Here is a 21,959-nt window from a genome sequence, read left to right as displayed (position 1 = left end):
AATAGCCGCTGTTTGTTATTTATGAAATTTGCTGTATATATTTTTCGATTCGATCCATAGCTTCGACTAATTGTTCCATTGATACAGCATAGGAAAGTCGGACGTAACCCTCGCCATATTCTGAAAAGGCACTTCCTGGTACAAGGGCTACTCCTGCGTTTTTGACAAGTGAAAGTGCAAAGTCAAATGAGGTTTGCTTAAATTTTTTAATTGAAGGAAACAAATAAAAAGCTCCATAAGGTTTAACCACATCAAATCCCATATTAATAAGTCGTTGATAAACATAATTCAACCGTTCTTCATAAGACTTCTTCATTACGTCTGCGTCGTCTTTTCCAACAGTCAATGCTTCAATCGCTGCCTTTTGCGCTACAGAGGTTGCACATGATACATTGTATTGATGGACTTTTAAAAGGTGCTTTGATACAACCTCTGGTGCGAATAATAAACCAACACGCCATCCAGTCATACTATGAGATTTTGAAAGTCCATTAATAACGATTGTTTGTTCACGAAGAAAGTTCGCGATGGAAGTGTGTTTTTTTCCGTAAACAAGTTCACTATAGATTTCATCTGATAAGATAAAAAGATTACGTCCTCTTACTAAATCAGCTATCTCTTTTAGCTCATGAGCATCAAGTGTGACACCAGTTGGATTTGATGGGTAAGGGAGAACGATACATCTAGTCTTATCTGTAAGATAAGGTTTTAGTAGTTCTGCTGTTAATTTAAATTGATTTTTTGTTGTATCTACATAAATTGGAATACCACCAGCTAATTTAATAAGTGGTTCATAACCTGGATAAACAGGACTAGGTAAGATAACCTCTGAACCTTCCTCTAGCAGTGTCCGGAACGTACAATCGATCGCTTGGCTAGCACCAACTGTTACAATCACCTCATGATCTGGACTATATGTAAGGCCGTATTTATCATTCATAAATTGGCAGGCTGCTTCACGTAACTCATAGATACCTGCATTATGTGTGTATGTTGTGTAATTTTCCTCAATCGCTCTTATCCCAGCTTCCTTTACATGCTGTGGTGTTGCGAAATCAGGTTGTCCGATCGTTAGTGAAATAACATCCTTATAATCGGCAACCATATTAAAAAATTTTCTAATTCCTGAAATTTCTATTTGCTTTACCTTTGAATTGACTAAATGTTCCATTACTGTCCTCCTTATATTTTTTCAAGTGATTCGAATGGATGACAAAAGAGTATAAAAGTAATTTTAAGGCTCTTCCAACCTATTGTCATCCTTTTCTTTTAAAACGCCATTGAAAATTAGTTTAGTACGACTGATTAAAGGGTATAGTGAAAATGGAAAGTTTGATACGAGAGAAGTGGAGACAGTGATAAGAACGCTAGCAATTACAATAAAAAACGAAGTTGAATATGACCTACCTTTAAAGGAATTAAAAAAGAAAGAAATTAAATGGTTTTGGGTTGACTTTGAAGAGCCTACAGAAGATGAAGTCATGCAGCTTTCTCGATTTTTTCGCTTTCATCCTCTTGCGATTGAGGATTGTATCGAATATGTTCAAAGGCCTAAAATGGACTTTTATGATCAATATATTTTTATTGTACTCCATACGATTAATCATACAACATTAGAAGCTGATGAAGTGGATATGTTTGTTTCTGAAGAGTATATTGTTACATTTCATAAAAAAATCGTTAGAGATATTAAAAATTTGTGGTATCGCGTAAATAAGGAACCTATTTTGAAGGAAAACCCATTTCAAATTATGTATAACATTGTCGACCATCTAGTCGATGACTATTTTCCACCTGTCTACAAATTAGAGGATCAAATCAATCAAGTTGAGGATAATACAAGTGATAAATCGATAAGCGAATTAATGGAGCATGTTTTTGATATTCGTTCAGAATTAAACAAGCTTAGAAGAACAATTATTCCGATGAGAGATTTATTATATCGAATTATCTCTTCTGCAAGGTTTAATTCATTAAAAGAAAGACATATTTATTTTCATGATATTTATGACCATTTATTAAAGCTTGTCGAAATGATAGATGCAAATCGTGAATTATCCTCTGATATTAGAGACAGTTATTTATCGATTAATTCTGATCGAATGAATCGAGTTATGATGACATTAACTGTCATGTCTTCAATTTTTTTACCGTTAACATTTATTGCAGGTGTTTATGGGATGAATTTTAAATATATGCCAGAGCTGTCTGGTAGATATAGTTATTTTATTGTAATTGGAATAATGCTTGCGATAGGTATAGGTATGGTCTGTTTTTTTTATAAAATGGGTTGGTTTCGCTTTCATAAAGGAACAAAGTTATAACGACCGACAAAAAATAAATTTAATGATCGAATTTATATATTAAAATGAATTTTGCCATACTAAAAAGAGGTGAGAATGGTGAAAGAAAAAGAGCTTCTTACTGAGGAAGAGCTGAAAATTGTTGATAAACTTGAATCTGAAATGTTTTATGCACCAACGCGAATGCATATGAATTTTTATAAAAATGAAATTCAAAAAATTATTTCACAGGCAAAACGAAGAAAGCAAATTCTTGCAAAATGTTCAAATGAAGCGTTGGTATAAATTTTATAAATAACAAACTGTTGTTTACAAATTCCCCTTTAAATCCTAAAATATGGTTATAACGGTTTTTCGAAAGGGAGAATGGCAAATGTCTTTGATCCAACAAATTGCATATCATAAATGGGCAACATTAAAAGTAGTACAGCATTTAGAGCAATTGCCGTCATCATTGTATCACCAAGCAATTATAAGTGTATTTCCTTCAATTAATCATACGTGTGAACACATGATTAAGGCGGATGAAGTTTGGCTATCAAGATTGCAAGATAAGGAAGCAAGGACTTTTTCAAATTCTACACCAAAAATACTGAGAGAAAATTATGAAGTTGTTTTAAATGATTTAGTAACTTTTATAGAGAATGAAAAAACGGAAAATCGAGTGATCACATATAAAAGTTTCGATGGAAAAACCTTCTCGAATACAGTTGAGGAAATTATTCAGCATATTGTGAATCATGGAACATACCATCGGGGGAATATTTCTGCTATGTTAAGACAATTAAACAATCGTTCGGTACCGACTGATTATTTGTATTTTTTACGAAGATGAATAGAGGAGAAAGGTTAAATCGATCTCCTCTTACATTACCAAATGTCTTTTACTAACCTTCCACTGACTTAACTACATCGAAATGAACGGATTCGATTTAAATCAATACCAAAATATTCCCAACGGAATTGATTTCTTCTCCAGCGATACCCTGCAACTGAATTTCTTCCTACAAACGTTGGGAAAAACCAAAATCCTCGACCATTAATTAGACGAATGAAAGTAAAGCGATATAGACACCTGCGAATACCACCTGGGTCTACAGCAAAGGCTCCAAAATCTGTTTCTTGAGGGATGAAGCTAGGTGGCGGGCCTGACGGTGGTCCAACTTGACCAGCACCGCCGCCAATTCCACCTTGCCCAAATCCCGGAGGTGCAAATGGTGGAAAGCTTACTTGTTCGCCAAATTGTGGGAAGCCTGGAATTTGAATCTGAATTGGAAACTGACGATAATACGGATACATAGGTTTTATTACTCCTCTCCTGTTGCTTCACATTACGATATGCATGTGACTAGCTATAGGTGAATACCCTAAAGAGAGAAGTGTTAGTGTTAATACTTTAGTTTTTTTATTTTTCTTGTTTCAATGTTAACCATATACCATGCTTCAGTTTGTTCCTGTGCTTTATCAATCGAATATACATGAATAATATAATGTTCATTTTCTAGGTGATCATATTGAACGATTGTATTTTCGTCATCTTGTAGGCCGAGCTTTTTTCTAACTAATTGCTCAGCTTCTGTTGGATGCAATGGATCTTCTTCCTCTTCAAGATTCACTTCATTTCTAGACTCAATCAATACATCGTCATTTAACCTCCGATTATCATTCCCTGTTTGGAGTAATCCATTTTCGGTGTCGTTTCCATTTTTACCAGCTTCATTTTGATTAAACTGTTGGCAGGCTGAGAGAAGAAAAAGCAACAATAACACATTTATATATTTCATCATACACCCCACAATTATTTGTTGAACTCTTTCATTAGTTTGGAAGCAGTGTTCGGTTTTTATTCTTCATTTCTTTTAACGTAAGGCTTATGCTCAGAGAGTTTGAAAAAGGAAATTAAGTAAAAATAAAAAAGATATTAGATAAAGTGGAGGTTTTACCTCATTATGTCTTTTTAATATCAATTTTATTAGCGGATATACAATAAAACCAAAGGCCATCCCATCGATGATGCTATACGTAAAAGGTATGAATGAAATAATTAAGAAGGATGGAAAGCTTTCACTAAAATCATCTAAATCAATATGTTTAATGTTTTGCAGCATTAGACCACCAATGATAATTAAAATAGGTGCTATGGCACTATTAGGAATAAGCCTCATAAAGGGCAGGAATAACAAAGAACTGATAAATAAACAACCTGTTGTAACAGCAGTTAATCCTGTTCGTCCACCAGCAGCAATCCCTGCAGCTGTTTCAACTGTGCTTACAGTTGGACTTGATCCAAATACAGCAGAAGTTATTGTAGATAAAGCATTTGCCTGAAATGACCGGTTAAACGCATTAGGGCGATTAATCATATGAACTTGTCCAAAAACGAGTCCAATGTTTTCAAACACAATAACCATTGTTAAAGAAAAAGTAGCAATCCAAAAGGATAAATCTAAAAACTTGTGAAATGACATTGCATTAAACACCGGTTGATAGCTTTGAAGCACGTTTTGTTGTAAGAGATTGGAATCAACTGAAGTTTGCTTGAAAAGAAAAGAAAGTAATGTTCCGAAAATGATACTTATTAAAAAATGTCCTCGTATTTGTTTTGCGAAAAAAATAATTGTTAAGATCAATGTAATCAAGGTCAAATAAACTTGCGGATCGGTTATTCTTCCTAATGCTACAAATGTATCTTCATTTAAAACGACCAACCCACCTTTCTGCAGACCGATGAATGTTAAAAATAAACCAATTCCTACAGTTATCGCTTCTTTTAAAGAAAGCGGAATAGAGGAAGAAAGAATTGAAGCAAGCTTGCTAAAAGAAACAATCACAAATAAAACGCCAGAAACAAAGACAACGGCTAAGCCTTCCTGCCATGTTAATCCCAAATTCATGACAATGGTATATGTAAATAAGGCATTTACTCCCATTCCTGGAACAACAATAATCGGTGTATTACTGTAGAATCCCATAATGAAACAGCCTGCTACCGAAGTAAATACTGTGGCAACAATCCCGGCTGTATAAGGAATACCAGCATCAGATAGTATCGTAGCATTGACAATGACGATATAGACAATTGTGAAAAATGATATTGTACCTGCTAGAAGTTCTTTCTTAATTGTGGAATGATTTTCCTTTAGTCGAAATAATTTTTCCAACGGTTTACCTTCCTTATGTAGTTTCATAATCAAAGTTTTTCTTGAAACCTATTTGTTATATCTATTGCTTATCATGACTCAAAGAACTATTACCATACATATGAATTTTACTAAGGAAGAGTTTAGTGATGCATAAAATTGAAAACATAATCGTGTGATATATGGTTGAGACAACCTATTCGTACATATATATGAGAAGAGCAATGGATAGAAAGGGTGTGATAACTCTGGCACGAAAAATATGGGGTGTTGACTCAGCGAATCCAGTTAATGAAGAATTATATGATTGTGTTAGGAATAAATTCGGACTCCCTAAATATTGGGGGAGACATTTGACAAAACATCATGATGGATCAAGCGGTTTAACGAAAGAGGAGCTTAGCTTTATACGTGGAAAAGGAATAAAGGTATTACCCATTTTTACGGTCATTTCAGACACATTAGGCTATGAAGCGGGACGTGTTTCAGCACGAAATGCAGTATTTCATGCGAGGAGATTAGGAATTCCCAAAAATACTGCTATTTTTGCTAATATCGAGCCTTTATTTCAAGTTGATGCTCAATGGATTATTGGGTGGGTAGAAACATTACTTCCTTCAGGATATCGATCGGGTTTTTATCAATATCCAATAAAAGGAGAATTTTCTCAGGCATATTGTCAAGCAGTAAAGGAAAATAATGATGTCGCTGCAAATGCAATATTATGGAGTGCAGAGCCTGATTCAGGAACTACTTCGGAAAGAAAGGCTCCAAGATATAATCCAATAACTCCAAACTGCAAAGCAAATGTTTGGGTTTGGCAATATGGTAGAAACGCCAAAAACTGCGGAATTAATACAAACTTAGCTGATGATAGAGTACTTTCTCCTTTAAATTAACTTTAGATTAGTGGAATTATATTTTTGCTGCAAAAGTATAAACAAATGAGAGCAGGGCCATTTCGTTTATTGATCATGTAAGTGATTCAATATAATGCAATGCTCTTGCTCCAAATTATTTAGTATAGCTTGATTCCAATTATAAATTAAGCTTATATAATGATAGTATAAATGAGCGATTAAACTTGGGCTCGTATTGGACAAGCAAATATTGATTTGTAATTTACTTAAGGAATAATAATTTATGCCGATATTAATAGTATTAAAGCTCATCATGGAAGGAAGAAAACAATGGAACAACATAAAGGAATTCTACTTGAAAGCGGGACAAATGAGTTAGAAATTGTTGAGTTTACTGTAGGACAAAATAAGTTTGGAATAAATGTAATTAAAGTAAAGGAAATTATTCAACCGATAAATGTTACTAAAATTCCTCATTCTCATCCTAATGTAGAAGGGATTATTGAAATCCGTGGCGAAATTTTACCAGTCGTAGATGTCGCAAAGGCACTTGGATTTGAGCCAAGTAATGACCCTTTAAGTGAAAAATTCATTGTAACTGAATTTAATCAAACAAAGGTCGTTTTTCATGTTCATGCTGTTTCACAAATTCATCGAATTTCGTGGGATAAGATTGAAAAACCATCAGGTATGTATCAAGGGCTTGAAGGTCAAATAACTGGTGTCGTAAAAATAAATGATGAAATGGTCTTATTATTGGACTTTGAAAAAATTGTAGTTGATATAAATCCTGATTCTGGGATAAATATTGATCAAGTGAAAAAATTAGGAACACGTGAACGCTCAACGAAAAAGCTTGTCGTTGCCGAAGATTCACCATTATTACGAAAATTGCTACAAGAAACATTAAATGAAGCAGGTTTTCAACGGATTGAATTTTTTGAAAATGGAAAAGATGCATTAACCTATTTGCAGTCAATTGTTGAACAAGGTAAGGCAATTGAAGATGATATCCAACTAGTTATAACAGACGTAGAAATGCCACAAATGGATGGACATCATTTAACAAAACGAATTAAAGATGATCATTCACTGAACATTTTACCTGTTATCATCTTTTCTTCATTAATTACAAATGACTTACGTCATAAAGGACAAATGGTCGGGGCTAGTGCACAAATTAGCAAGCCAGAAATTAGTGAGCTTGTTCAAAAGATAGATGAGTTTATTTTATAAACAATAAACAATAGTCGAATTGTACGGAAGGACTAATTTTTACCTAACATAGTAATCTTAATGTAAGAGGATGTTAGTAAGATTGGTCCTTTTTGTTTCATTCGTTTATTTAAGGTGAGGTGAAATGATGTTATTGCTCGAAGCAAAACGATTTGCAAAAAATGCTCACAAAGGGCAATTGCGTAAGCTGAGCGGTCAAGACTATTTTTCTCATTTGGATAATGTAGCGCTCATTTTGGAACATGCGAATTTCTCAGATGAAGTTATTGCTGCAGGCTATTTACATGATGTAATAGAAGATACAAAGGTTTCAGAGGAACAATTATTTGCTATGTTTGGTGAGGAGGTGACTAGACTCGTTTTAACAAATACTGAGAATAAAATATTGGATTGGGAAAGTCGAAAAGGTGAAACAATAGAAAAGGCAAAATATGCCTCATTGGAAAGTAAAGCGATTATAGCTGCCGATAAGCTTGATAACAGTTCTGACTTACTAAGAGCATTTAAACATCATGGTGATGTAATATGGAGCTATTTTAATCGGGGATACGATAAGCAAGCATGGTACTATCATAATCTCGTTCAATCTCTATTTTTTGGGCTACACAAAAATGAAATCCCTAATTTTTTCTATGATTTGAAAAATAATATTGGATTATTATTTGAGGGTTACCCAAAAAATGATAATGATTAATATTATGATTTCTGGAATATATAAAAACCCCTATCGATATGATAAGGGCTTTTATTGTTTAGTTGAAAAAATGTAATCCTTCCTTTGTGAAAATAAATGGGGAATGTTAAAAGTAATAAAAGCTCATTATGAAAAACAAATACGCTCAAGAAGCTATTCTAACGAAGTCTTGTTTTATCGGTAGCTTTCACCTAATCGTTTGAATACAGGCTTTTCATATGTACGTGTTTTTTTCTGAAAGGATTTCGGAGGTTGTTTATCTTCCATTATTCCTACATAATTTTGCAAAAGTGTTTTTGCCTTTGATAATGACATATGTGCTTTGGGATTACGATAGGTTTGATTTAGGAAACCTAAATGTGGAAGTTGATCGAAGTCATCTTTTGTTGGAGGCATATGAAAGTAGTACTCTCCAGCTGAAACAAGTACATCTGACTGTTGTTTACTAAATTTTGGATTGTTGGAGAAATGAAGTCCTTCCTTTTTTGCTTTTCCTTCATTAACAAGCTTTATTAACGCCTTCTTTTTTAATCCGTAAAGAAATTTTGGATTTGGTGCGGTTTTTGCATGACGGTTTACGACATAAATGGCGCGAGCGAGGTTTTCTGTTGTATGTTGGTTTGTGCGATCGTATCGATTCTGATCGTCCATTGTTTCTCTCCTTTACATTAACACATTTATATTGGAATTCTTTATATAAATTATACTTGCTAGCTAGTAAAAAGCAACAAATAATTTAGAAAACAAATAGTTCAATAAAGCTACATGCTCTTACAATAAATGAATGATGAATAAAAGGAAAAAAGAAGACGTTACGTCTTCTTCTTTAAATTATATGAATATTAGGGTTTGTTTGTTGCTTTCGTTTAATTTTCTTTTCTTTTAAATCAAATGCTCTACTTAATTTTGGCAGTGTTAAAGCATAGAATAAAGCAACGATAAGAATAATCACTGCCATACCATAATATAAGTAATCAATTGATGCAATGACTTTTGGAAACAGAATAGCAATTAATCCTAAAGTTAACGATTGTGCGAACATCATTAAAGGATCTATCCATCCACTTACTCTCCCCATTAGCTTTGGATGGACAATTTTTGGCATCCATCCACCAATTGCGATATTAATTGGTCCTAGACAGGTACCGATAATGAAAACAATTGCTAAAAATAAAGTTACGCTATTTGTAAAGCCAAGGAAGAAGATCAGTAGGCTTGCAATAAAGATAGGAAAAACCATTAATTGATATGGCTTGAATTTTGCTGCAATAACTGTACCTATTCCACTCCCTGTTAATAAGCCTAAGCCTAATGAGAGGGCAAAAAGCGAGGCATACCATTCATAGTTGTCTAAAGTTAGCTCATATTTCATTGTAAACATTGGCAATACAGCAAATGCTCCATTGACAATTCCGAAAATGAAAAAACCAAATACTAAAGATGCTAACAGACGGTTTTTAATAATATAAACAATACCATCTTTAAAATCAGTTACTGACGATTTAAAACTGATATCCTTCCACTTGACCTGTCCATTCGGAAGTCGTGCAGAAATTGGGATTTTACATGATTTAATTAACAACGCCGAAATAATAAAGCTTATAAAATCAACAATCACTGCGCCATGAATTCCTACAGTTTTATAGATAAAAGCCCCGATCCCAACACCAAACACCATAAATATGCTAAACAGCATTTGATTTAAGCCAGCTGCCTGTGCGTACTGTTCTTTATTCAATATCCCTTGGACAAGGCTATTTTCAGCGGGAAAGAAAAATTTTGTTACCGCACTGCGTAAAAAGAGAATAAGAAAAATGATTGGAATAGAATTTAAGAATAAAGCTCCAAATAAAACAATTGTTAACCCTGCTCGAATCCAATCGCAATTTTCTGCAACCTTTTTTCTGTCAAATTTATCTGCAACAACACCTACAAGAAAAAAGACCAAAATTGTAGGTAAAGAATACATAAGCTCAGCAATCGTAGCGTATGATGGTTGATTACTAAAATGGTCTAATAGATAGAAGGCAAATGTCATATTGCCAATTGTTGTTCCCATTTGTGAAAATAAAGCTGCGTAAAACAACTTTACAAAATTTTTATTATGAAAAATTTTCATTTGTTCGCTCCTTAAGTGTCGATATCCACTATTACATTTGTCATTATAAGGGATTTATTGTTTGTTGAATACGCAACTTACAAAATCTTAATAAAATCTTAAGGTCTTATTAAAACTTTTGTCCCGTTTGGAACTAGTGATGAAAGCTCTAATACATCTTTATTGAACATTCGTATACATCCATGAGAGACGGCTTTACCAATAGAGGAAGGGTCATTTGTTCCATGGATACCGTAGTGTAGTTTTGATAAACTTAACCACATTGCACCAAATGGGCCACCAGGATTAGGCTGTCGATTAACAATGACAAAATCTCCTATCGGTGTAGCAGTAACCATTCTTCCAACTGCAATAGGGTATTCTTTAACAACTTGTCCGTTTAAGTATAAAGTTAAACGTTTATTTGAAACGGAAATATGAATACTATATGGAATTGTTTCAGGATCAGGTAAGTTGGGAATGACGATTTTTTGTCCGATGTAAACGAGGTTTGGATTGGAAATTTGATTCGCAATTAATAATTGATTTAGCGGTATCCGATAATTAGCAGCAATGATAGATAACGTTTCACCTTGGCGAACAGTATGAATCATAGCAATCCTCCTTAAAAGGTTTTTATAAACAATGTCTTTAAATGAACAATATAGATTTTCTCTTGAAGTTATGAATGAAGGTTTGTTGTGGAAATGACACTCATTTTCAGACGAATATTCGGGAGTTTTATTGAAATATTAGGCTCTTTATAACGAAGATGCTCACTGCACACTCCATAGAAAGCTTAGCATCTGTATGAAAATTAACCACACTCTACGAGGTAGTTAGCAATAAAGTTTTACGAATATAGCCAAATATAAAAATCCCAGTATACGATATGTTGGATTGTGGTATAATGTACCTTATTTTAGAGGATTAGTTCGGTACTGCTCGTTTTATTTTGATTAAGTTACTTGGCATTTACAGTGAACTATTTTTAATTAGAAAAAAAGAGCAGCTCATCAAAAAAGAATAGGGTGTGAGAACAATCGTGGTTCAAGGAAAATACGCAATTGTTGATATTGGCTCAAACACAATGCGACTTGTCATTTACATGAGAGAAAAAAGTGGTCGATTAAAGGAAATTGAAAATGTGAAAGCAGTCGTGAGACTTCGCAACTATTTGACAGAAGAGCAGGTTTTAGAAGATGATGGCGTAAATTTGCTTATTAATACACTCCATACATTTCAGGAGGTAACAAGACATTATAAGTTAGATGATGTGAAATGTGTTGCAACCGCAACAATTCGTCAAGCAATTAATAAAGAAGAGATATTAGAGAGAGTTAGTAAGGAAACAGATTTTGCAATGCGTATCTTATCAGAATATGAAGAGGCGTACTATGGCTATTTAGCAGTTGTCAATTCCACCTCAATTGAAAACGGCATCACCATTGATATTGGTGGAGGAAGCACAGAATTGACGTATTTTGCAAATCGAAAGCTAATCAACTTTCATAGTTTTCCCTTTGGAGCACTTTCATTAAAAAAGCAATTTGTAAAAGGAGAAACACCAACTCTAGAAGAGTTAATGAACTTACGCAATTTTTTATCAACTCAATTTTCCACATTAGACTGGCTAAAAAATAAGAAATTGCCGATTATTGGAATTGGCGGTAGTGCACGTAATATGGTACAAATCCATCATGAATATGTTAATTATCCACTTGCGGGTTTGCATCAATATATGATGAATGTTGATGAAGTGCATTTAATTAATACATATTTACAATCTTTATCTTTTGAAGACTTGCAGCGTGTTGAAGGGTTATCAAAGGATCGTGCAGACCTTATTATTCCTGCAGTTGAAGTATTTGAATCATTAATGGAATTTGTAGGTGCAGACAAATTTGTTTTAAGTCGAAAGGGATTAAGAGATGGAGTGTTTTATGAAAAGCTAACGAAGGAATTTGGAGTTACCTTGTTTCCAAATGTTATTGAGGAAAGCTTTTATGAGTTAGCGACTGACTTTCAAATTAATGTTAACCATGTTTTCAATGTTACAAAGACAGCACTTACAATCGTTGAATTACTAAATAAATCTGGATTAGTCTCAATAGATAAAAACGATGTGAATTTATTAAAACGTGGTGCACATGTATATAATATCGGAAAATACATTGATGCAGAGTCTAGCAGTCAACATACGTTTTACTTATTGGCAAATCGGACAATTGACGGTTTAATGCATCGGGAACGTTTAATTATTGCTTTAATTGCATCCTATACAAACAAATCTTCTTTTAAACAAAATATTCGCCTATTTAATCAATGGTTTACAAAGGAGGAGCTAACAAAATATCGTCTATTAGGTGCCATAATAAAGTTTGCTTATAGTTTAAATGCAACGAATCGTAATATTATTAAAAATATGGAGTTGCAAGTAAATGACGATACCCTTAGTTTTTTCATTGTTTGCAGAACAGATTTTAAGCCTGAACAATATCAAGTAGAAAAACAGAAAAAACATTTGGAAAAAATAGTGAAGAAATCAATTCAAGTCCATTTTTCTTATCAACAATTTTCTTAAGCTAAATTCATAATGGTAGTACTTTTAGGTGATTTTTATGCCCCGGCATTTACAAAATAATAACAAAACATTTACAATTAATTTACAATCTAAATATTTGTAAATGCTATTATTAAACTAAGAATGCAGGAAATTGTCGATTAAAGGGTGGCTAGAAGGATGAATATAGCAAATATAAATAAAAACAGCGTAGAACTAAATAGTCCAATGTATTACAACAATAGAGAGCTTAGTTGGCTCGCTTTTAACGAGCGAGTTCTTGAGGAAGCGCTAGATGAGCGTAATCCGTTGCTAGAAAGGTTCAAATTTCTATCCATTTTTAGTTCGAATTTGGACGAGTTTTTTATGGTTCGTGTTGCGGGGTTAAAAGATCAGGTAAAGGCAGGCTTTAATAAACCTGAAAATAAGGCCGGGATGACGCCTAAAAGACAATTAAATGAAATTGCCATTAAAACTCATAGATTAGTAGATTTGCAATATAAAACTTATAATGATGTACTATTGCCTAAACTAAGAGAAGAAAATATTGAATTTAAAAAAATGAACGAATTGTCAATCGAAGAGATTGAAAAACTGGAAACGTATTTTGATGAGCATATTTTTCCCGTTTTAACACCGATGGCGGTTGATGCTTATCGTCCTTTCCCAATGCTACTAAATAAAAGCTTAAATTTAGCAATCGTGATTGAAGATAATGAGTATGAGGAAAATCAATTAAAAACTGCAATTGTTCAAGTTCCAGCAGTTTTAGAACGTTTCGTAAAGATCGAAGCGTCTGATAATTCAATGAATTATGTTTTTTTAGAAGACATTATTAGTTATTTTATTAATAAATTATTTAAAGGCTATAAAGTTGTATCTGTTTCTATATTCAGAATTACTAGAAATGCAGATATGACCATTCATGAAGAAGGGGCTCGTGACCTTCTAAAGGAAATCGAAAAAGAATTAAAAAAGCGCAAATGGGGAGCAGCTGTAAGATTAGAAATCCAAAGTAAGGATTTTGATCAAAGAATTTTAAACTATTTAACAACTGAATTAGAAATACATGAGAAAGATGTATATGAAATAGATGGTCCATTAGATTTGACGGTTTTCTTCGTATTTTATAAAGAGATAGCAAAGTTAAAGGAACATTTAATCTACGAAACACTTATTCCACAACCTCCTCGTGATATTGCATCACACGAAAATATATTTGATAAAGTTTCTGAACAGGATGTTTTTTTGCATCACCCATACGAATCCTTTGAGCCTGTAGTGGAATTTGTTGCAGAAGCAGCAGATGATCCAGACGTATTAGCGATTAAGCAAACATTGTATCGGGTAAGTGGTGATTCACCTGTTATTGATGCATTAAAAAGAGCAGCAGAAAACGGTAAACAAGTAACAGTGCTAGTAGAATTAAAAGCAAGATTTGATGAAGAGAACAATGTACAATGGGCAAAAGAACTAGAAAAAGCAGGCTGTCATGTTATTTACGGTATGACCTATTTAAAAACTCATAGTAAAATTACACTTGTTGTAAGAAGAAGAAATAATCGAATAGAACGGTTTGTTCATTTAGGTACAGGTAACTACAATGATCAAACAGCTAAAATATATACTGATATGGGTTTACTTACGTCAAAACGTAAATTTGGTATTGACGCAACTAATTTCTTTAACTATTTAAGTGGCTACACGGAAAAGCCATATTTTCATCACCTATCTGTAGCACCTTTTGATATTAGAAAGGATTTTATTCGCTTAATTGACGCAGAGATAGAATTTCATAAGCGATATTCAAATGGTCGAATAATCGCAAAAATGAATTCGTTAACTGACAAGGCCTTAATTATGAAGCTTTATGAAGCGTCAAATGCAGGTGTTAAAATAGATTTAATCATCCGTGGTACTTGTTGTTTGCGTCCGGGTATTAAAGGTGTTAGTGAGAATATTAAAGTGAGAAGCATTGTCGGTAGATTTTTGGAGCATAGTCGCATTTACTTTTTCCATCATAATGGGGAGGAAAAAACCTTCCTTTCCTCAGCAGATATGATGACGAGAAATATGGAAAAGCGAGTTGAAATTTTATTTCCAATTTTCGATGGTGCGATTAAAAAAAGAATTAATGGTATTTTAGCTGCTGCACTAGCTGACAATGTAAAAGCACGTGAGCAAGATGAAACTGGTGAATACCATTATGTTAAACGTGAACAAGGGGAGCCTATCATTGATAGTCAATTACTATTATTTGATAAAGCCTATCATGTATTAGAGGATGAGGAATAAAAGGATCGAAGAAACGATTTTACTTAAAATGAGTAAATCGTTTCTTCTTTTTTATTTATCCTAACTTGTATTTCACAATAATCATATGTGTCCTTTTATTTCATGAGAAAGATTGTTACTGTAATAATAGAATTTACATAGAGGTGTATGGAGTATATAGTTTGAAATTTTAACTACTGTATAATAGCTTAGAAAGCAGGTTTGAAAAGTGAAAAGGAAATTATATAACAGTCTTTTAGTTGCAGCTGGGGGTGGCATAGGTTCATCTTTACGCTATATCGTTACACTAATACCTGGAATCGGCTTCTTTTCAACGTTATGTGTAAATATTATAGGTAGCTTAATCTTAGGATTTATTACGTCTTATTTATTTAATAAAAAGGAACAACAATCGATTAAATTGTTACTTGGAACAGGATTTTGTGGAGGATTCACAACAATGTCGACCTTAAGTTTAGAATTAACAGAACTTCCAATTGAATTTGCTTTAGGATACATATGTTTATCTCTTGCTTTAGGAATCGGATTTGCTTTTATAGGAATGAAGCTTGCAATTTTCGTTAGAAAGGAAGAGAATTCATGATTTATGTTGCACTTGGTGGAGCAATTGGTGCGGCTATGCGTTATTTCATTTCAGATTATTTAGGGGAACATACAAAGGAAATGAAGCTACCAATACCGACTCTAATCATTAATTGGATAGGCTCATTATTATTAGGGGTATTTGTCGTATTCATTGAAAAAGACAATACTTTACTTTTTTTAGGAACAGGATTATGTGGAGGCTTTACAACCTTTTCAACATTTTCTGTCGAAGTGGTACAACTGCTTCAAAAGAAGAATTATATAGTTTCGATTCTCTATATTTGTATAACGATTTGTGGATGTGTAATAGGGATTTATCTTGGGGGATTAATGAAATCATTTTAACGAAAAAAAAGATTAATTTAAAAATGCACTGAATGTCATCTGAAATTCCAGATGACATTCAGTGAAAAAAGGTATTATAGGCTACATATTTATAAAAGTAAGTTTTTTTAACGGGAAGTAAGCGTAAAGACAGTAATTTCCGGAGTAGATAAAAAGCGGAACGGCAATCTTGTTGTACCAAGTCCACGATTAACATAAAGCTTCATCTCATCAATTGAGTACATTCCTTCCGAATAAACAGTTGCATATGGCGGGGTAATTAATGGGCCGTAAAAAGGAAGTTGAATTTGACCACCGTGACTATGACCTGATAATTGCAAATCAACAGGAAATGTTTTCGATTTAACTGCTGCATCAGGTTCATGTGCCAATAATATATTAAATCTCTCTTTATTTAAATTGCCTAAAGTTGCTTCATAGCTTGGTTTTCCTAACATCAAATCATCAAGACCAGCAATTCCGATCGTATGATTATTTTTTTTGATATTCGAAACCTCATTTTGGAGAACTTTAAACCCCGACATCGTCATAACATTTTTATAAATGTCTGTACCATATCCACCATGATCATGATTCCCGTACACCGCATATTTTCCATACGGAGCTTTTAGCTTTTCTAAAATAGGTACAATTTGATTTATTTTAGGATATTGATTAGGCTCATCCATTAAATCTCCAGTAAAAATAAGTAAATCAGGTGAGAGGCCATTGATTTTAGCCACAATCGTATCTAATCTTTTTAACGTGAAAAAATCAGATAAATGTGTATCACTAAACTGAACGATTTTAAATCCTTTGAAAGCTTCGGGTATTTTAGAATTCACAATTGTTTTGTTTACGATCTCCAATCTTGAAGGCTCAATATATCTTGCGTACAAATAACCACCAGCTGCTGTCAACAACCCTGCAAATGAAATGGTGAAAATTCCTTTAATAAAGGACCTTCTAGAATATAATTTTGTCATGTTAACCAACCAATCTTAAGAAGTATGTTTTAGAGACTAACTTCAACTAGAGAAGAAAGTATAAATGTCTACATCATTTCTTTATTAATGGCTCTTTTCTAAAATATTGTTGCTTTAAAAGCATTGTAAAGGTTGATTGGAGCGTATCAGGTGTTTATTCAAAGAAGGCTCACGACCAGTGAGCACTGCACGAGGAAATCAACCAAAATTGAAATCAACCAAAATATCTACTAATAAAATGTAACAATGTTCACGAAAAAAGCCTTATCAATTATCACTTTAGAACTCTAACTGTCATTAGAAAAGTGCTTGGGGGAGCAGAGTAATCTCTTAAAAGTTTGTTTTGAGCAATAAGTCAATCTAGGAGCTAAGTAATCTGCCAGAAAAAGTATTTAGTAAAAAGAGGTTGTATAAGTGATACTTGCCCAGATAGTTTACATATAATCTTATTAATAAAATATTTATGTTCATAATTTTGAAATTTTCCTAGTTTAGTATAACATGTTTCAATTTCTTACTTCTATGAAAAACAAATATGTAAATAGATCTTCATATATTTGTTAGATTTTAGTCAAATATTTATGTTAAAATAAAATGAATGGCCATTCATTATTTTTCCTTAGTTTGGTAATTTAAGACAAAATAGGGGGTGCATTGCTTGTTAAATAAAGTGATTGTTGTCACAGGTGGTTCAAATGGGATGGGGAAAGCAATGGCTAGCCACTTTGCAAATGCTGGAGCCAAAGTTGTAATTATCGGCCGCACGCTTGAAAAACTAGAAGCAACAAAGCTAGAAATTGAAACATATGAAGGGCAAGTATTGCCTGTACAGCTTGATGTAAGGGACCCACAAAAGATTGAGGAAATGATTGAACAGGTTGAGCGAAATTTTGGTCAAATTGATGTATTGGTCAATAATGCAGCAGGGAATTTTATTTGTCCAGCCGAGAAGCTTTCAATAAACGGCTGGAATTCTGTGATTAATATCGTTTTAAATGGAACCTTTTATTGTTCTTCAGCTATAGGTAAGTACTGGATTTCTCGGCAAATTAAAGGGACGATATTGAATATGGTCGCAACATATGCATGGGATGCTGGTGCAGGAGTCATTCATTCAGCTGCAGCAAAAGCTGGCGTTTTATCGCTAACTAGAACATTAGCAGTTGAATGGGGGAGTAGATATGGAATAAGAGTAAATGCGATTGCACCCGGACCGATAGAGAGAACAGGTGGGGCTGAGAAACTTTGGGAGTCAAAAGAAGCAGCAGATAGAACTCTGCGCAGTGTACCATTAGGAAGATTAGGCACCCCTGAGGAAATTGCTCATCTTGCTGCATTTTTAATATCTGATGAGGCATCTTATATTAACGGTGAATGCATAACAATTGATGGAGGACAGTCATTAAGGCAACACCCTTTTTAAGCAATGGACATTATTAGTTTATTTATTTTTCGCGAAATAGACAAAATAGAATTTAACTCTATATGGTTTTAACTAACAATTATCCGTTAAGGAAATGTTTGAACAGCCTTTACGTAACAAATTAGTTGTTTCAAAACACAGCTTAGAAATACGAAATCGAATAGGATTTATGATATAATCATTCATACTTAGATACATATAGGGTGAGGGGATTGTCATGGATCCATTAGATATTATGTCGAATATGGAAAAGGTTATACCATATTATCAAGCCATCTTTAGTGCTGATGAACAAAGGGTCATTGGCTATGAAATATTAGGTAGAATCGAGCTTAATCAAAATGAAATGAAAAGTCTAGGTTCATTTTTTCAAGATGATAATATACCAGATGATTTTCGAGTAGAGGTAGATGATTGGATCGTTAATAAAGCGCTAGATGAATTTTTGCAGCTAAATGATTCAGAACTTTTAATCTTTATAAACCGTGATGCTAATCTTCTCATGCTTGATCACGGTGAAAGCTTTCTTGAAATTCTCCTTGAAAAGCAGAATCACGGCTTGAAGTTAAATCAAGTAGTAATCGAGATAAATGAACATAATTTCCGTGGAGATGTTGATCAGCTTTATCATTTATTAATGTATTACAAAACATATGGAATTAAAATCGCGATCGATAATATTGGGAAAGCAAGCAGCAATTTAGATCGAATTGGCCTGCTCTCACCAGATATCTTAAAAATTGATTTACAGCCGTTGCGTATGACTTCACCATTGCAATCTTACTATGATGTCCTTTATTCCATTTCATTATTAGCAAGAAAAATCGGTGCGACCTTGCTATATGAGGATATTGAAGTGAATTTTCAACTTCAATATGCATGGAAAAATGGTGGGAGATATTATCAAGGTTATTTTTTAGAGAAGCCGAAAAGACAATTTATTGATCGCGATGATTGCAAAGAAAGGTTGAGAAATGAATTTCAGCATTATATTTCATCAGAAAAAAAGAAGCTTGAAAAACTTCACCATTTTACTGAGAACTTTCATCAGCGAATCCACCAATTAATAGCGAAATTAGGAAAACAATATGAAAATTATGATGAATTATTAGCTGAATTAGCAGTCCATTTAGATGATTGTAGTTTTAGAATTTACATATGTGACGAGGACGGCTTTCAACAATCAGTGAATATATATAAGAAAGATGAATGGGAAGTTCAACCGGAATATTATTTGAAAAATTGGAGTTGGCGTCCTTATTTTTTAGCTAATATTATGAAAATGCGCTTTGATAAAAAAGGGTTTTTAAGTGATGTTTATAGTGATATTGAGAAGGGGGATTTAATTCGCACCTTTTCTTATCCATTGAATCAGGAGCATTACTTATTTATTGATTTGTCATATGAATTTTTATATGAACAGGAAAGTTTATTGTAAGGGCTATTTATTAGAAGGAAATGAAATCCAAAGCATATTCCTAATCATTCTGAGGTATCTTACGTATTAAGGGGTGAAATGGAATGAGCAATTTTACAACGATTCTTTTTACACTAGCTCTAATTATTTCCATTGTTAGTTTAATCTACACGTTTAAAGTTGGACGGACGGTAAGTGAGAGAAGAGCGAAACAGGATGGTCAAATAAGCGAAAAAGTTCAAGCACATCCGTATATACGAAATCCGGTTTTTTTAGCTTTTTTAATAGCAGGTATTCTATCTCTAGCATATATCTTTTATCTTGCTTATACAATCAGTTGGTAACAGCGGAAGAGTTCCGCTGTTTTTTTATGAAGGTGCTGTGGAAATTATCGTTTATTTTTACCACTATGTTGGACTTTATTTATCACTTCTATTAAAGATACAAAAATTTGGGCTCTTTTTTGAAAGATTGTTGTTTTAGCACTATTTATATAAAGGTTAATGAGAGGAGCTACTTGCGAGGCTCCTGGGGGATAAGTGGGATAGGTGAGATCCCATAAGTGTTACACTAATTAGGCTCACTACCCACCCTGCGAAAAACAAGTTCTGTAGCAGATATTAATCAAAAGCGACAACTAAAGTAAAAATAGAAGTTTACGAAAAAAAACAAAAGTTATAAGAAAAAAGTTAGCTAAAAAAGGTTGACATTGAAAGTGATAATCATTATCATTGTAAATAAGAACAATAACTCTTCAAGTTCTTGGTCTTATTTATGTTAGAGGATTTAACCCGAGTCTTCGATTAACCAGGAATTTGATTAGTCATGCAACTCTCGATTTTCCCCCAAACCCCTTTTAATAGAAAGAGAAAAAGCTTGGCTGGTCACCAAGCTTTTTCTATGTACTTTATTTATTTTAACTCCAATAGCTCCTCAAGCTTTTGCAAATCAAAGCCGATGACAATTTGATCGTCAACTGTCACAGTTGGTGTTGAAGTAGAAGATAGTTCATTTACTAAAATATCGCGAGCTTTCGAATCTATGCTTACGTCTTTTTCGCTGTATTCTATTTGATAATGATTTAAAAATTGTTTGACAATTTGACATGGTGGACAGCTTGGTTGTGTATAAACGACTACTTGTTTTTTCATTACAGTTCTCCTTTTGTTTAATTCCAATAAAAACGAATTAAAAAAGTTTAATATTGCTAAAAATGATGCCAAGATAATGAATAAAAATCGACAATTTTTTTATTTTGTAGAGAATAATAAAAGTTTTATTTGGTAATCCCTTAATACATAGTGTAAAATTGTAAAGGCACAAAGTAAAGATACTTACTTATTGAAATATTATTTCGTGGATAAAATGTATGGTAGAGTATAACAATACGAATAGGAAACAGTTTTCCGTTAACTCTTCCGGAAGGGGGATATTTAGTGTCACAATTATTAGGAATTATTACAAGACTACAAAGTTTACAAGAAAATGCAGGTTCTGGTGAGCCTCTACAACGTTTTTTTGAGGTTGAAGGTGAAAAGCGTTGCAGTGTGAAGTATTTCGATAAAACTAATACGTTTGAATTAGAGGTTTATCAAAAAGGCGAAAAACCACAATCATACCAATTTGATAATATTGATATGATTGCGATGGAGATTTTTGATTTACTTCAATAAGTATTAAGTATAATGTTGTTCGATTTAAGATGGTTCAAAAAACTCGAGAGAAGGAGTCTATCATGAGAAAAGATCCTAAAGTTATTTGCCCATTCTGTCAACAACAACAATCACTGTCAAAGTCGTTAACAGCTCAATCAAATCAAAATGTCATCTTTACGTGCTCTCATTGTCATGAGTCAATTAAAAACATTGAGACAAGTAAAGGATAGTCATTCCAATTATGGGATGACTATTTTTTTATAAAGATAAGAAAGTATAAAAATTTGGGTCTACCACAGTCATTTAAGCTGTGGTATTTTCATTTTATGGAGACCAATATATTGAGAAGAATATTTTTTGATAAACACCAACATTGGGAA

At 33.2% G+C, this 21,959-nt stretch carries 24 protein-coding genes; 15 read left to right on the top strand and 9 right to left on the bottom strand.

Annotation, left to right across the window (positions count from 1 at the left end; translation table 11 throughout):
- Positions 1–19: 19 nt before the first annotated feature.
- Entirely contained in the window at positions 20–1,171 is a 1,152-nt protein-coding gene (locus tag ACTJJ9_RS19090; RefSeq protein WP_145580867.1) for an aminotransferase A, read from the bottom strand.
- A gap of 184 nt (positions 1,172–1,355) precedes the next feature.
- Between ACTJJ9_RS19090 and corA the strand changes: the two genes are divergently transcribed.
- The 3 genes from corA (at position 1,356) to ACTJJ9_RS19075 (ending at position 3,138) form a co-directional block, all read left to right on the top strand.
- On the top strand, positions 1,356–2,324 hold the full coding sequence (gene corA, locus ACTJJ9_RS19085) for a magnesium/cobalt transporter CorA (RefSeq protein ID WP_255451798.1): 969 nt from the start codon (positions 1,356–1,358) through the stop codon (positions 2,322–2,324).
- 75 nt (positions 2,325–2,399) lie between these two features.
- Positions 2,400–2,588, top strand: coding sequence for a hypothetical protein (locus ACTJJ9_RS19080; protein ID WP_145580866.1), 189 nt, complete (start codon positions 2,400–2,402; stop codon positions 2,586–2,588).
- Positions 2,589–2,676: 88 nt separating this feature from the next.
- A complete protein-coding gene (locus ACTJJ9_RS19075) occupies positions 2,677–3,138 on the top strand; it encodes a DinB family protein (RefSeq protein WP_186324122.1) in 462 nt (153 codons plus the stop codon).
- 68 nt (positions 3,139–3,206) lie between these two features.
- Here the strand turns inward: ACTJJ9_RS19075 and ACTJJ9_RS19070 are convergent, their stop codons facing one another.
- From ACTJJ9_RS19070 to ACTJJ9_RS19060, 3 genes are all read right to left on the bottom strand, one after another.
- Positions 3,207–3,602 (bottom strand): transporter, encoded by a 396-nt coding sequence (locus ACTJJ9_RS19070; protein WP_233452409.1) that lies wholly within the window; start codon positions 3,600–3,602, stop codon positions 3,207–3,209.
- 89 nt (positions 3,603–3,691) lie between these two features.
- On the bottom strand, positions 3,692–4,087 hold the full coding sequence (locus ACTJJ9_RS19065; protein WP_145580864.1) for a hypothetical protein: 396 nt from the start codon (positions 4,085–4,087) through the stop codon (positions 3,692–3,694).
- A 93-nt stretch (positions 4,088–4,180) separates the two neighbouring features.
- Positions 4,181–5,491, bottom strand: a complete 1,311-nt coding sequence (locus tag ACTJJ9_RS19060) for an NCS2 family permease (RefSeq protein ID WP_145580863.1) — start codon at positions 5,489–5,491, stop codon at positions 4,181–4,183.
- Positions 5,492–5,691: 200 nt separating this feature from the next.
- Between ACTJJ9_RS19060 and ACTJJ9_RS19055 the strand changes: the two genes are divergently transcribed.
- The 3 genes from ACTJJ9_RS19055 (at position 5,692) to ACTJJ9_RS19045 (ending at position 8,233) form a co-directional block, all read left to right on the top strand.
- Positions 5,692–6,342: a glycoside hydrolase domain-containing protein gene (locus tag ACTJJ9_RS19055; RefSeq protein WP_145580889.1), complete on the top strand. Its 651-nt coding sequence runs from the start codon at positions 5,692–5,694 to the stop codon at positions 6,340–6,342.
- 291 nt (positions 6,343–6,633) lie between these two features.
- Complete coding sequence (locus ACTJJ9_RS19050; RefSeq protein WP_095299136.1) at positions 6,634–7,539, top strand: chemotaxis protein; 906 nt, start codon at positions 6,634–6,636, stop codon at positions 7,537–7,539.
- Positions 7,540–7,663: 124 nt separating this feature from the next.
- Positions 7,664–8,233: an HD domain-containing protein gene (locus ACTJJ9_RS19045; protein WP_440768808.1), complete on the top strand. Its 570-nt coding sequence runs from the start codon at positions 7,664–7,666 to the stop codon at positions 8,231–8,233.
- Positions 8,234–8,407: 174 nt separating this feature from the next.
- Here ACTJJ9_RS19045 and ACTJJ9_RS19040 read toward each other — a convergent pair whose 3' ends face one another.
- From ACTJJ9_RS19040 to ACTJJ9_RS19030, 3 genes are all read right to left on the bottom strand, one after another.
- Positions 8,408–8,884 (bottom strand): YkyB family protein, encoded by a 477-nt coding sequence (locus ACTJJ9_RS19040; RefSeq protein ID WP_095299132.1) that lies wholly within the window; start codon positions 8,882–8,884, stop codon positions 8,408–8,410.
- Between the two features lie 175 nt (positions 8,885–9,059).
- The gene (locus ACTJJ9_RS19035) at positions 9,060–10,352 is read right to left on the bottom strand and encodes an MFS transporter (protein WP_095299130.1); all 1,293 of its coding nucleotides are present in this window, start codon (positions 10,350–10,352) and stop codon (positions 9,060–9,062) included.
- A gap of 98 nt (positions 10,353–10,450) precedes the next feature.
- Entirely contained in the window at positions 10,451–10,945 is a 495-nt protein-coding gene (locus ACTJJ9_RS19030) for a L,D-transpeptidase family protein (RefSeq protein WP_412964652.1), read from the bottom strand.
- Between the two features lie 476 nt (positions 10,946–11,421).
- Here ACTJJ9_RS19030 and ACTJJ9_RS19025 point away from each other — a divergent pair, with 476 nt between their 5' ends.
- From ACTJJ9_RS19025 to crcB, 4 genes are all read left to right on the top strand, one after another.
- Positions 11,422–12,915: a Ppx/GppA family phosphatase gene (locus ACTJJ9_RS19025; protein WP_095299166.1), complete on the top strand. Its 1,494-nt coding sequence runs from the start codon at positions 11,422–11,424 to the stop codon at positions 12,913–12,915.
- A 159-nt stretch (positions 12,916–13,074) separates the two neighbouring features.
- Positions 13,075–15,189: an RNA degradosome polyphosphate kinase gene (locus ACTJJ9_RS19020; RefSeq protein ID WP_095299126.1), complete on the top strand. Its 2,115-nt coding sequence runs from the start codon at positions 13,075–13,077 to the stop codon at positions 15,187–15,189.
- Between the two features lie 208 nt (positions 15,190–15,397).
- Entirely contained in the window at positions 15,398–15,772 is a 375-nt protein-coding gene (locus ACTJJ9_RS19015) for a fluoride efflux transporter FluC (protein ID WP_440768807.1), read from the top strand.
- Complete coding sequence (gene crcB / locus ACTJJ9_RS19010; protein ID WP_440768806.1) at positions 15,769–16,119, top strand: fluoride efflux transporter CrcB; 351 nt, start codon at positions 15,769–15,771, stop codon at positions 16,117–16,119. The genes ACTJJ9_RS19015 and crcB overlap by 4 nt, the downstream gene beginning before the upstream one ends.
- 107 nt (positions 16,120–16,226) lie before the next feature.
- Here crcB and ACTJJ9_RS19005 read toward each other — a convergent pair whose 3' ends face one another.
- On the bottom strand, positions 16,227–17,084 hold the full coding sequence (locus ACTJJ9_RS19005) for a metallophosphoesterase (RefSeq protein WP_095299120.1): 858 nt from the start codon (positions 17,082–17,084) through the stop codon (positions 16,227–16,229).
- Positions 17,085–17,742: 658 nt separating this feature from the next.
- Between ACTJJ9_RS19005 and fadH the strand changes: the two genes are divergently transcribed.
- The 3 genes from fadH to ACTJJ9_RS18990 all read left to right on the top strand — a co-directional run bounded on the left by fadH (position 17,743) and on the right by ACTJJ9_RS18990 (position 20,268).
- Entirely contained in the window at positions 17,743–18,507 is a 765-nt protein-coding gene (gene fadH / locus ACTJJ9_RS19000; RefSeq protein WP_095299118.1) for a 2,4-dienoyl-CoA reductase, read from the top strand.
- A 217-nt stretch (positions 18,508–18,724) separates the two neighbouring features.
- Entirely contained in the window at positions 18,725–19,945 is a 1,221-nt protein-coding gene (locus ACTJJ9_RS18995; protein ID WP_412964650.1) for an EAL domain-containing protein, read from the top strand.
- 83 nt (positions 19,946–20,028) lie between these two features.
- Entirely contained in the window at positions 20,029–20,268 is a 240-nt protein-coding gene (locus tag ACTJJ9_RS18990; RefSeq protein ID WP_095299115.1) for a hypothetical protein, read from the top strand.
- 567 nt (positions 20,269–20,835) lie between these two features.
- Here the strand turns inward: ACTJJ9_RS18990 and ACTJJ9_RS18985 are convergent.
- Positions 20,836–21,075, bottom strand: coding sequence for a glutaredoxin family protein (locus tag ACTJJ9_RS18985; RefSeq protein ID WP_174880485.1), 240 nt, complete (start codon positions 21,073–21,075; stop codon positions 20,836–20,838).
- Between the two features lie 285 nt (positions 21,076–21,360).
- On the opposite strand from ACTJJ9_RS18985, the gene ACTJJ9_RS18980 reads away from it, so the two are divergent.
- Together ACTJJ9_RS18980 and ACTJJ9_RS18975 are read left to right on the top strand one after the other, a co-directional pair.
- Positions 21,361–21,597 (top strand): YkuJ family protein, encoded by a 237-nt coding sequence (locus ACTJJ9_RS18980; protein WP_095299111.1) that lies wholly within the window; start codon positions 21,361–21,363, stop codon positions 21,595–21,597.
- A 62-nt stretch (positions 21,598–21,659) separates the two neighbouring features.
- Positions 21,660–21,809, top strand: coding sequence for a hypothetical protein (locus tag ACTJJ9_RS18975; protein ID WP_095299110.1), 150 nt, complete (start codon positions 21,660–21,662; stop codon positions 21,807–21,809).
- The last annotated feature ends 150 nt before the right edge of the window (positions 21,810–21,959 follow it).

The sequence above is a fragment of the Metabacillus sp. 22489 genome (assembly GCF_052044855.1).
GTDB lineage: Bacteria > Bacillota > Bacilli > Bacillales > Bacillaceae > Metabacillus > Metabacillus niabensis.
This window is presented reverse-complemented; position numbering and strand designations above follow the sequence as displayed.

Excerpts from the sequence above, each read along its gene's own strand:
- ACTJJ9_RS19090 (WP_145580867.1), bottom strand. The coding sequence starts at position 1,171 with ATGGAACATTTAGTCAATTCAAAGGTAAAGCAAATAGAAATTTCAGGA.
- ACTJJ9_RS19080 (WP_145580866.1), top strand. The coding sequence starts at position 2,400 with ATGGTGAAAGAAAAAGAGCTTCTTACTGAGGAAGAGCTGAAAATTGTT.
- ACTJJ9_RS19075 (WP_186324122.1), top strand. The coding sequence starts at position 2,677 with ATGTCTTTGATCCAACAAATTGCATATCATAAATGGGCAACATTAAAA.
- ACTJJ9_RS19070 (WP_233452409.1), bottom strand. The coding sequence starts at position 3,602 with ATGTATCCGTATTATCGTCAGTTTCCAATTCAGATTCAAATTCCAGGC.
- ACTJJ9_RS19065 (WP_145580864.1), bottom strand. The coding sequence starts at position 4,087 with ATGAAATATATAAATGTGTTATTGTTGCTTTTTCTTCTCTCAGCCTGC.
- ACTJJ9_RS19060 (WP_145580863.1), bottom strand. The coding sequence starts at position 5,491 with ATGAAACTACATAAGGAAGGTAAACCGTTGGAAAAATTATTTCGACTA.
- ACTJJ9_RS19050 (WP_095299136.1), top strand. The coding sequence starts at position 6,634 with ATGGAACAACATAAAGGAATTCTACTTGAAAGCGGGACAAATGAGTTA.
- ACTJJ9_RS19045 (WP_440768808.1), top strand. The coding sequence starts at position 7,664 with ATGATGTTATTGCTCGAAGCAAAACGATTTGCAAAAAATGCTCACAAA.
- ACTJJ9_RS19040 (WP_095299132.1), bottom strand. The coding sequence starts at position 8,884 with ATGGACGATCAGAATCGATACGATCGCACAAACCAACATACAACAGAA.
- ACTJJ9_RS19035 (WP_095299130.1), bottom strand. The coding sequence starts at position 10,352 with ATGAAAATTTTTCATAATAAAAATTTTGTAAAGTTGTTTTACGCAGCT.
- ACTJJ9_RS19030 (WP_412964652.1), bottom strand. The coding sequence starts at position 10,945 with ATGATTCATACTGTTCGCCAAGGTGAAACGTTATCTATCATTGCTGCT.
- ACTJJ9_RS19025 (WP_095299166.1), top strand. The coding sequence starts at position 11,422 with ATGCGACTTGTCATTTACATGAGAGAAAAAAGTGGTCGATTAAAGGAA.
- ACTJJ9_RS19020 (WP_095299126.1), top strand. The coding sequence starts at position 13,075 with ATGAATATAGCAAATATAAATAAAAACAGCGTAGAACTAAATAGTCCA.
- crcB (WP_440768806.1), top strand. The coding sequence starts at position 15,769 with ATGATTTATGTTGCACTTGGTGGAGCAATTGGTGCGGCTATGCGTTAT.
- ACTJJ9_RS19005 (WP_095299120.1), bottom strand. The coding sequence starts at position 17,084 with ATGACAAAATTATATTCTAGAAGGTCCTTTATTAAAGGAATTTTCACC.
- ACTJJ9_RS18995 (WP_412964650.1), top strand. The coding sequence starts at position 18,725 with ATGGATCCATTAGATATTATGTCGAATATGGAAAAGGTTATACCATAT.
- ACTJJ9_RS18990 (WP_095299115.1), top strand. The coding sequence starts at position 20,029 with ATGAGCAATTTTACAACGATTCTTTTTACACTAGCTCTAATTATTTCC.
- ACTJJ9_RS18985 (WP_174880485.1), bottom strand. The coding sequence starts at position 21,075 with ATGAAAAAACAAGTAGTCGTTTATACACAACCAAGCTGTCCACCATGT.
- ACTJJ9_RS18975 (WP_095299110.1), top strand. The coding sequence starts at position 21,660 with ATGAGAAAAGATCCTAAAGTTATTTGCCCATTCTGTCAACAACAACAA.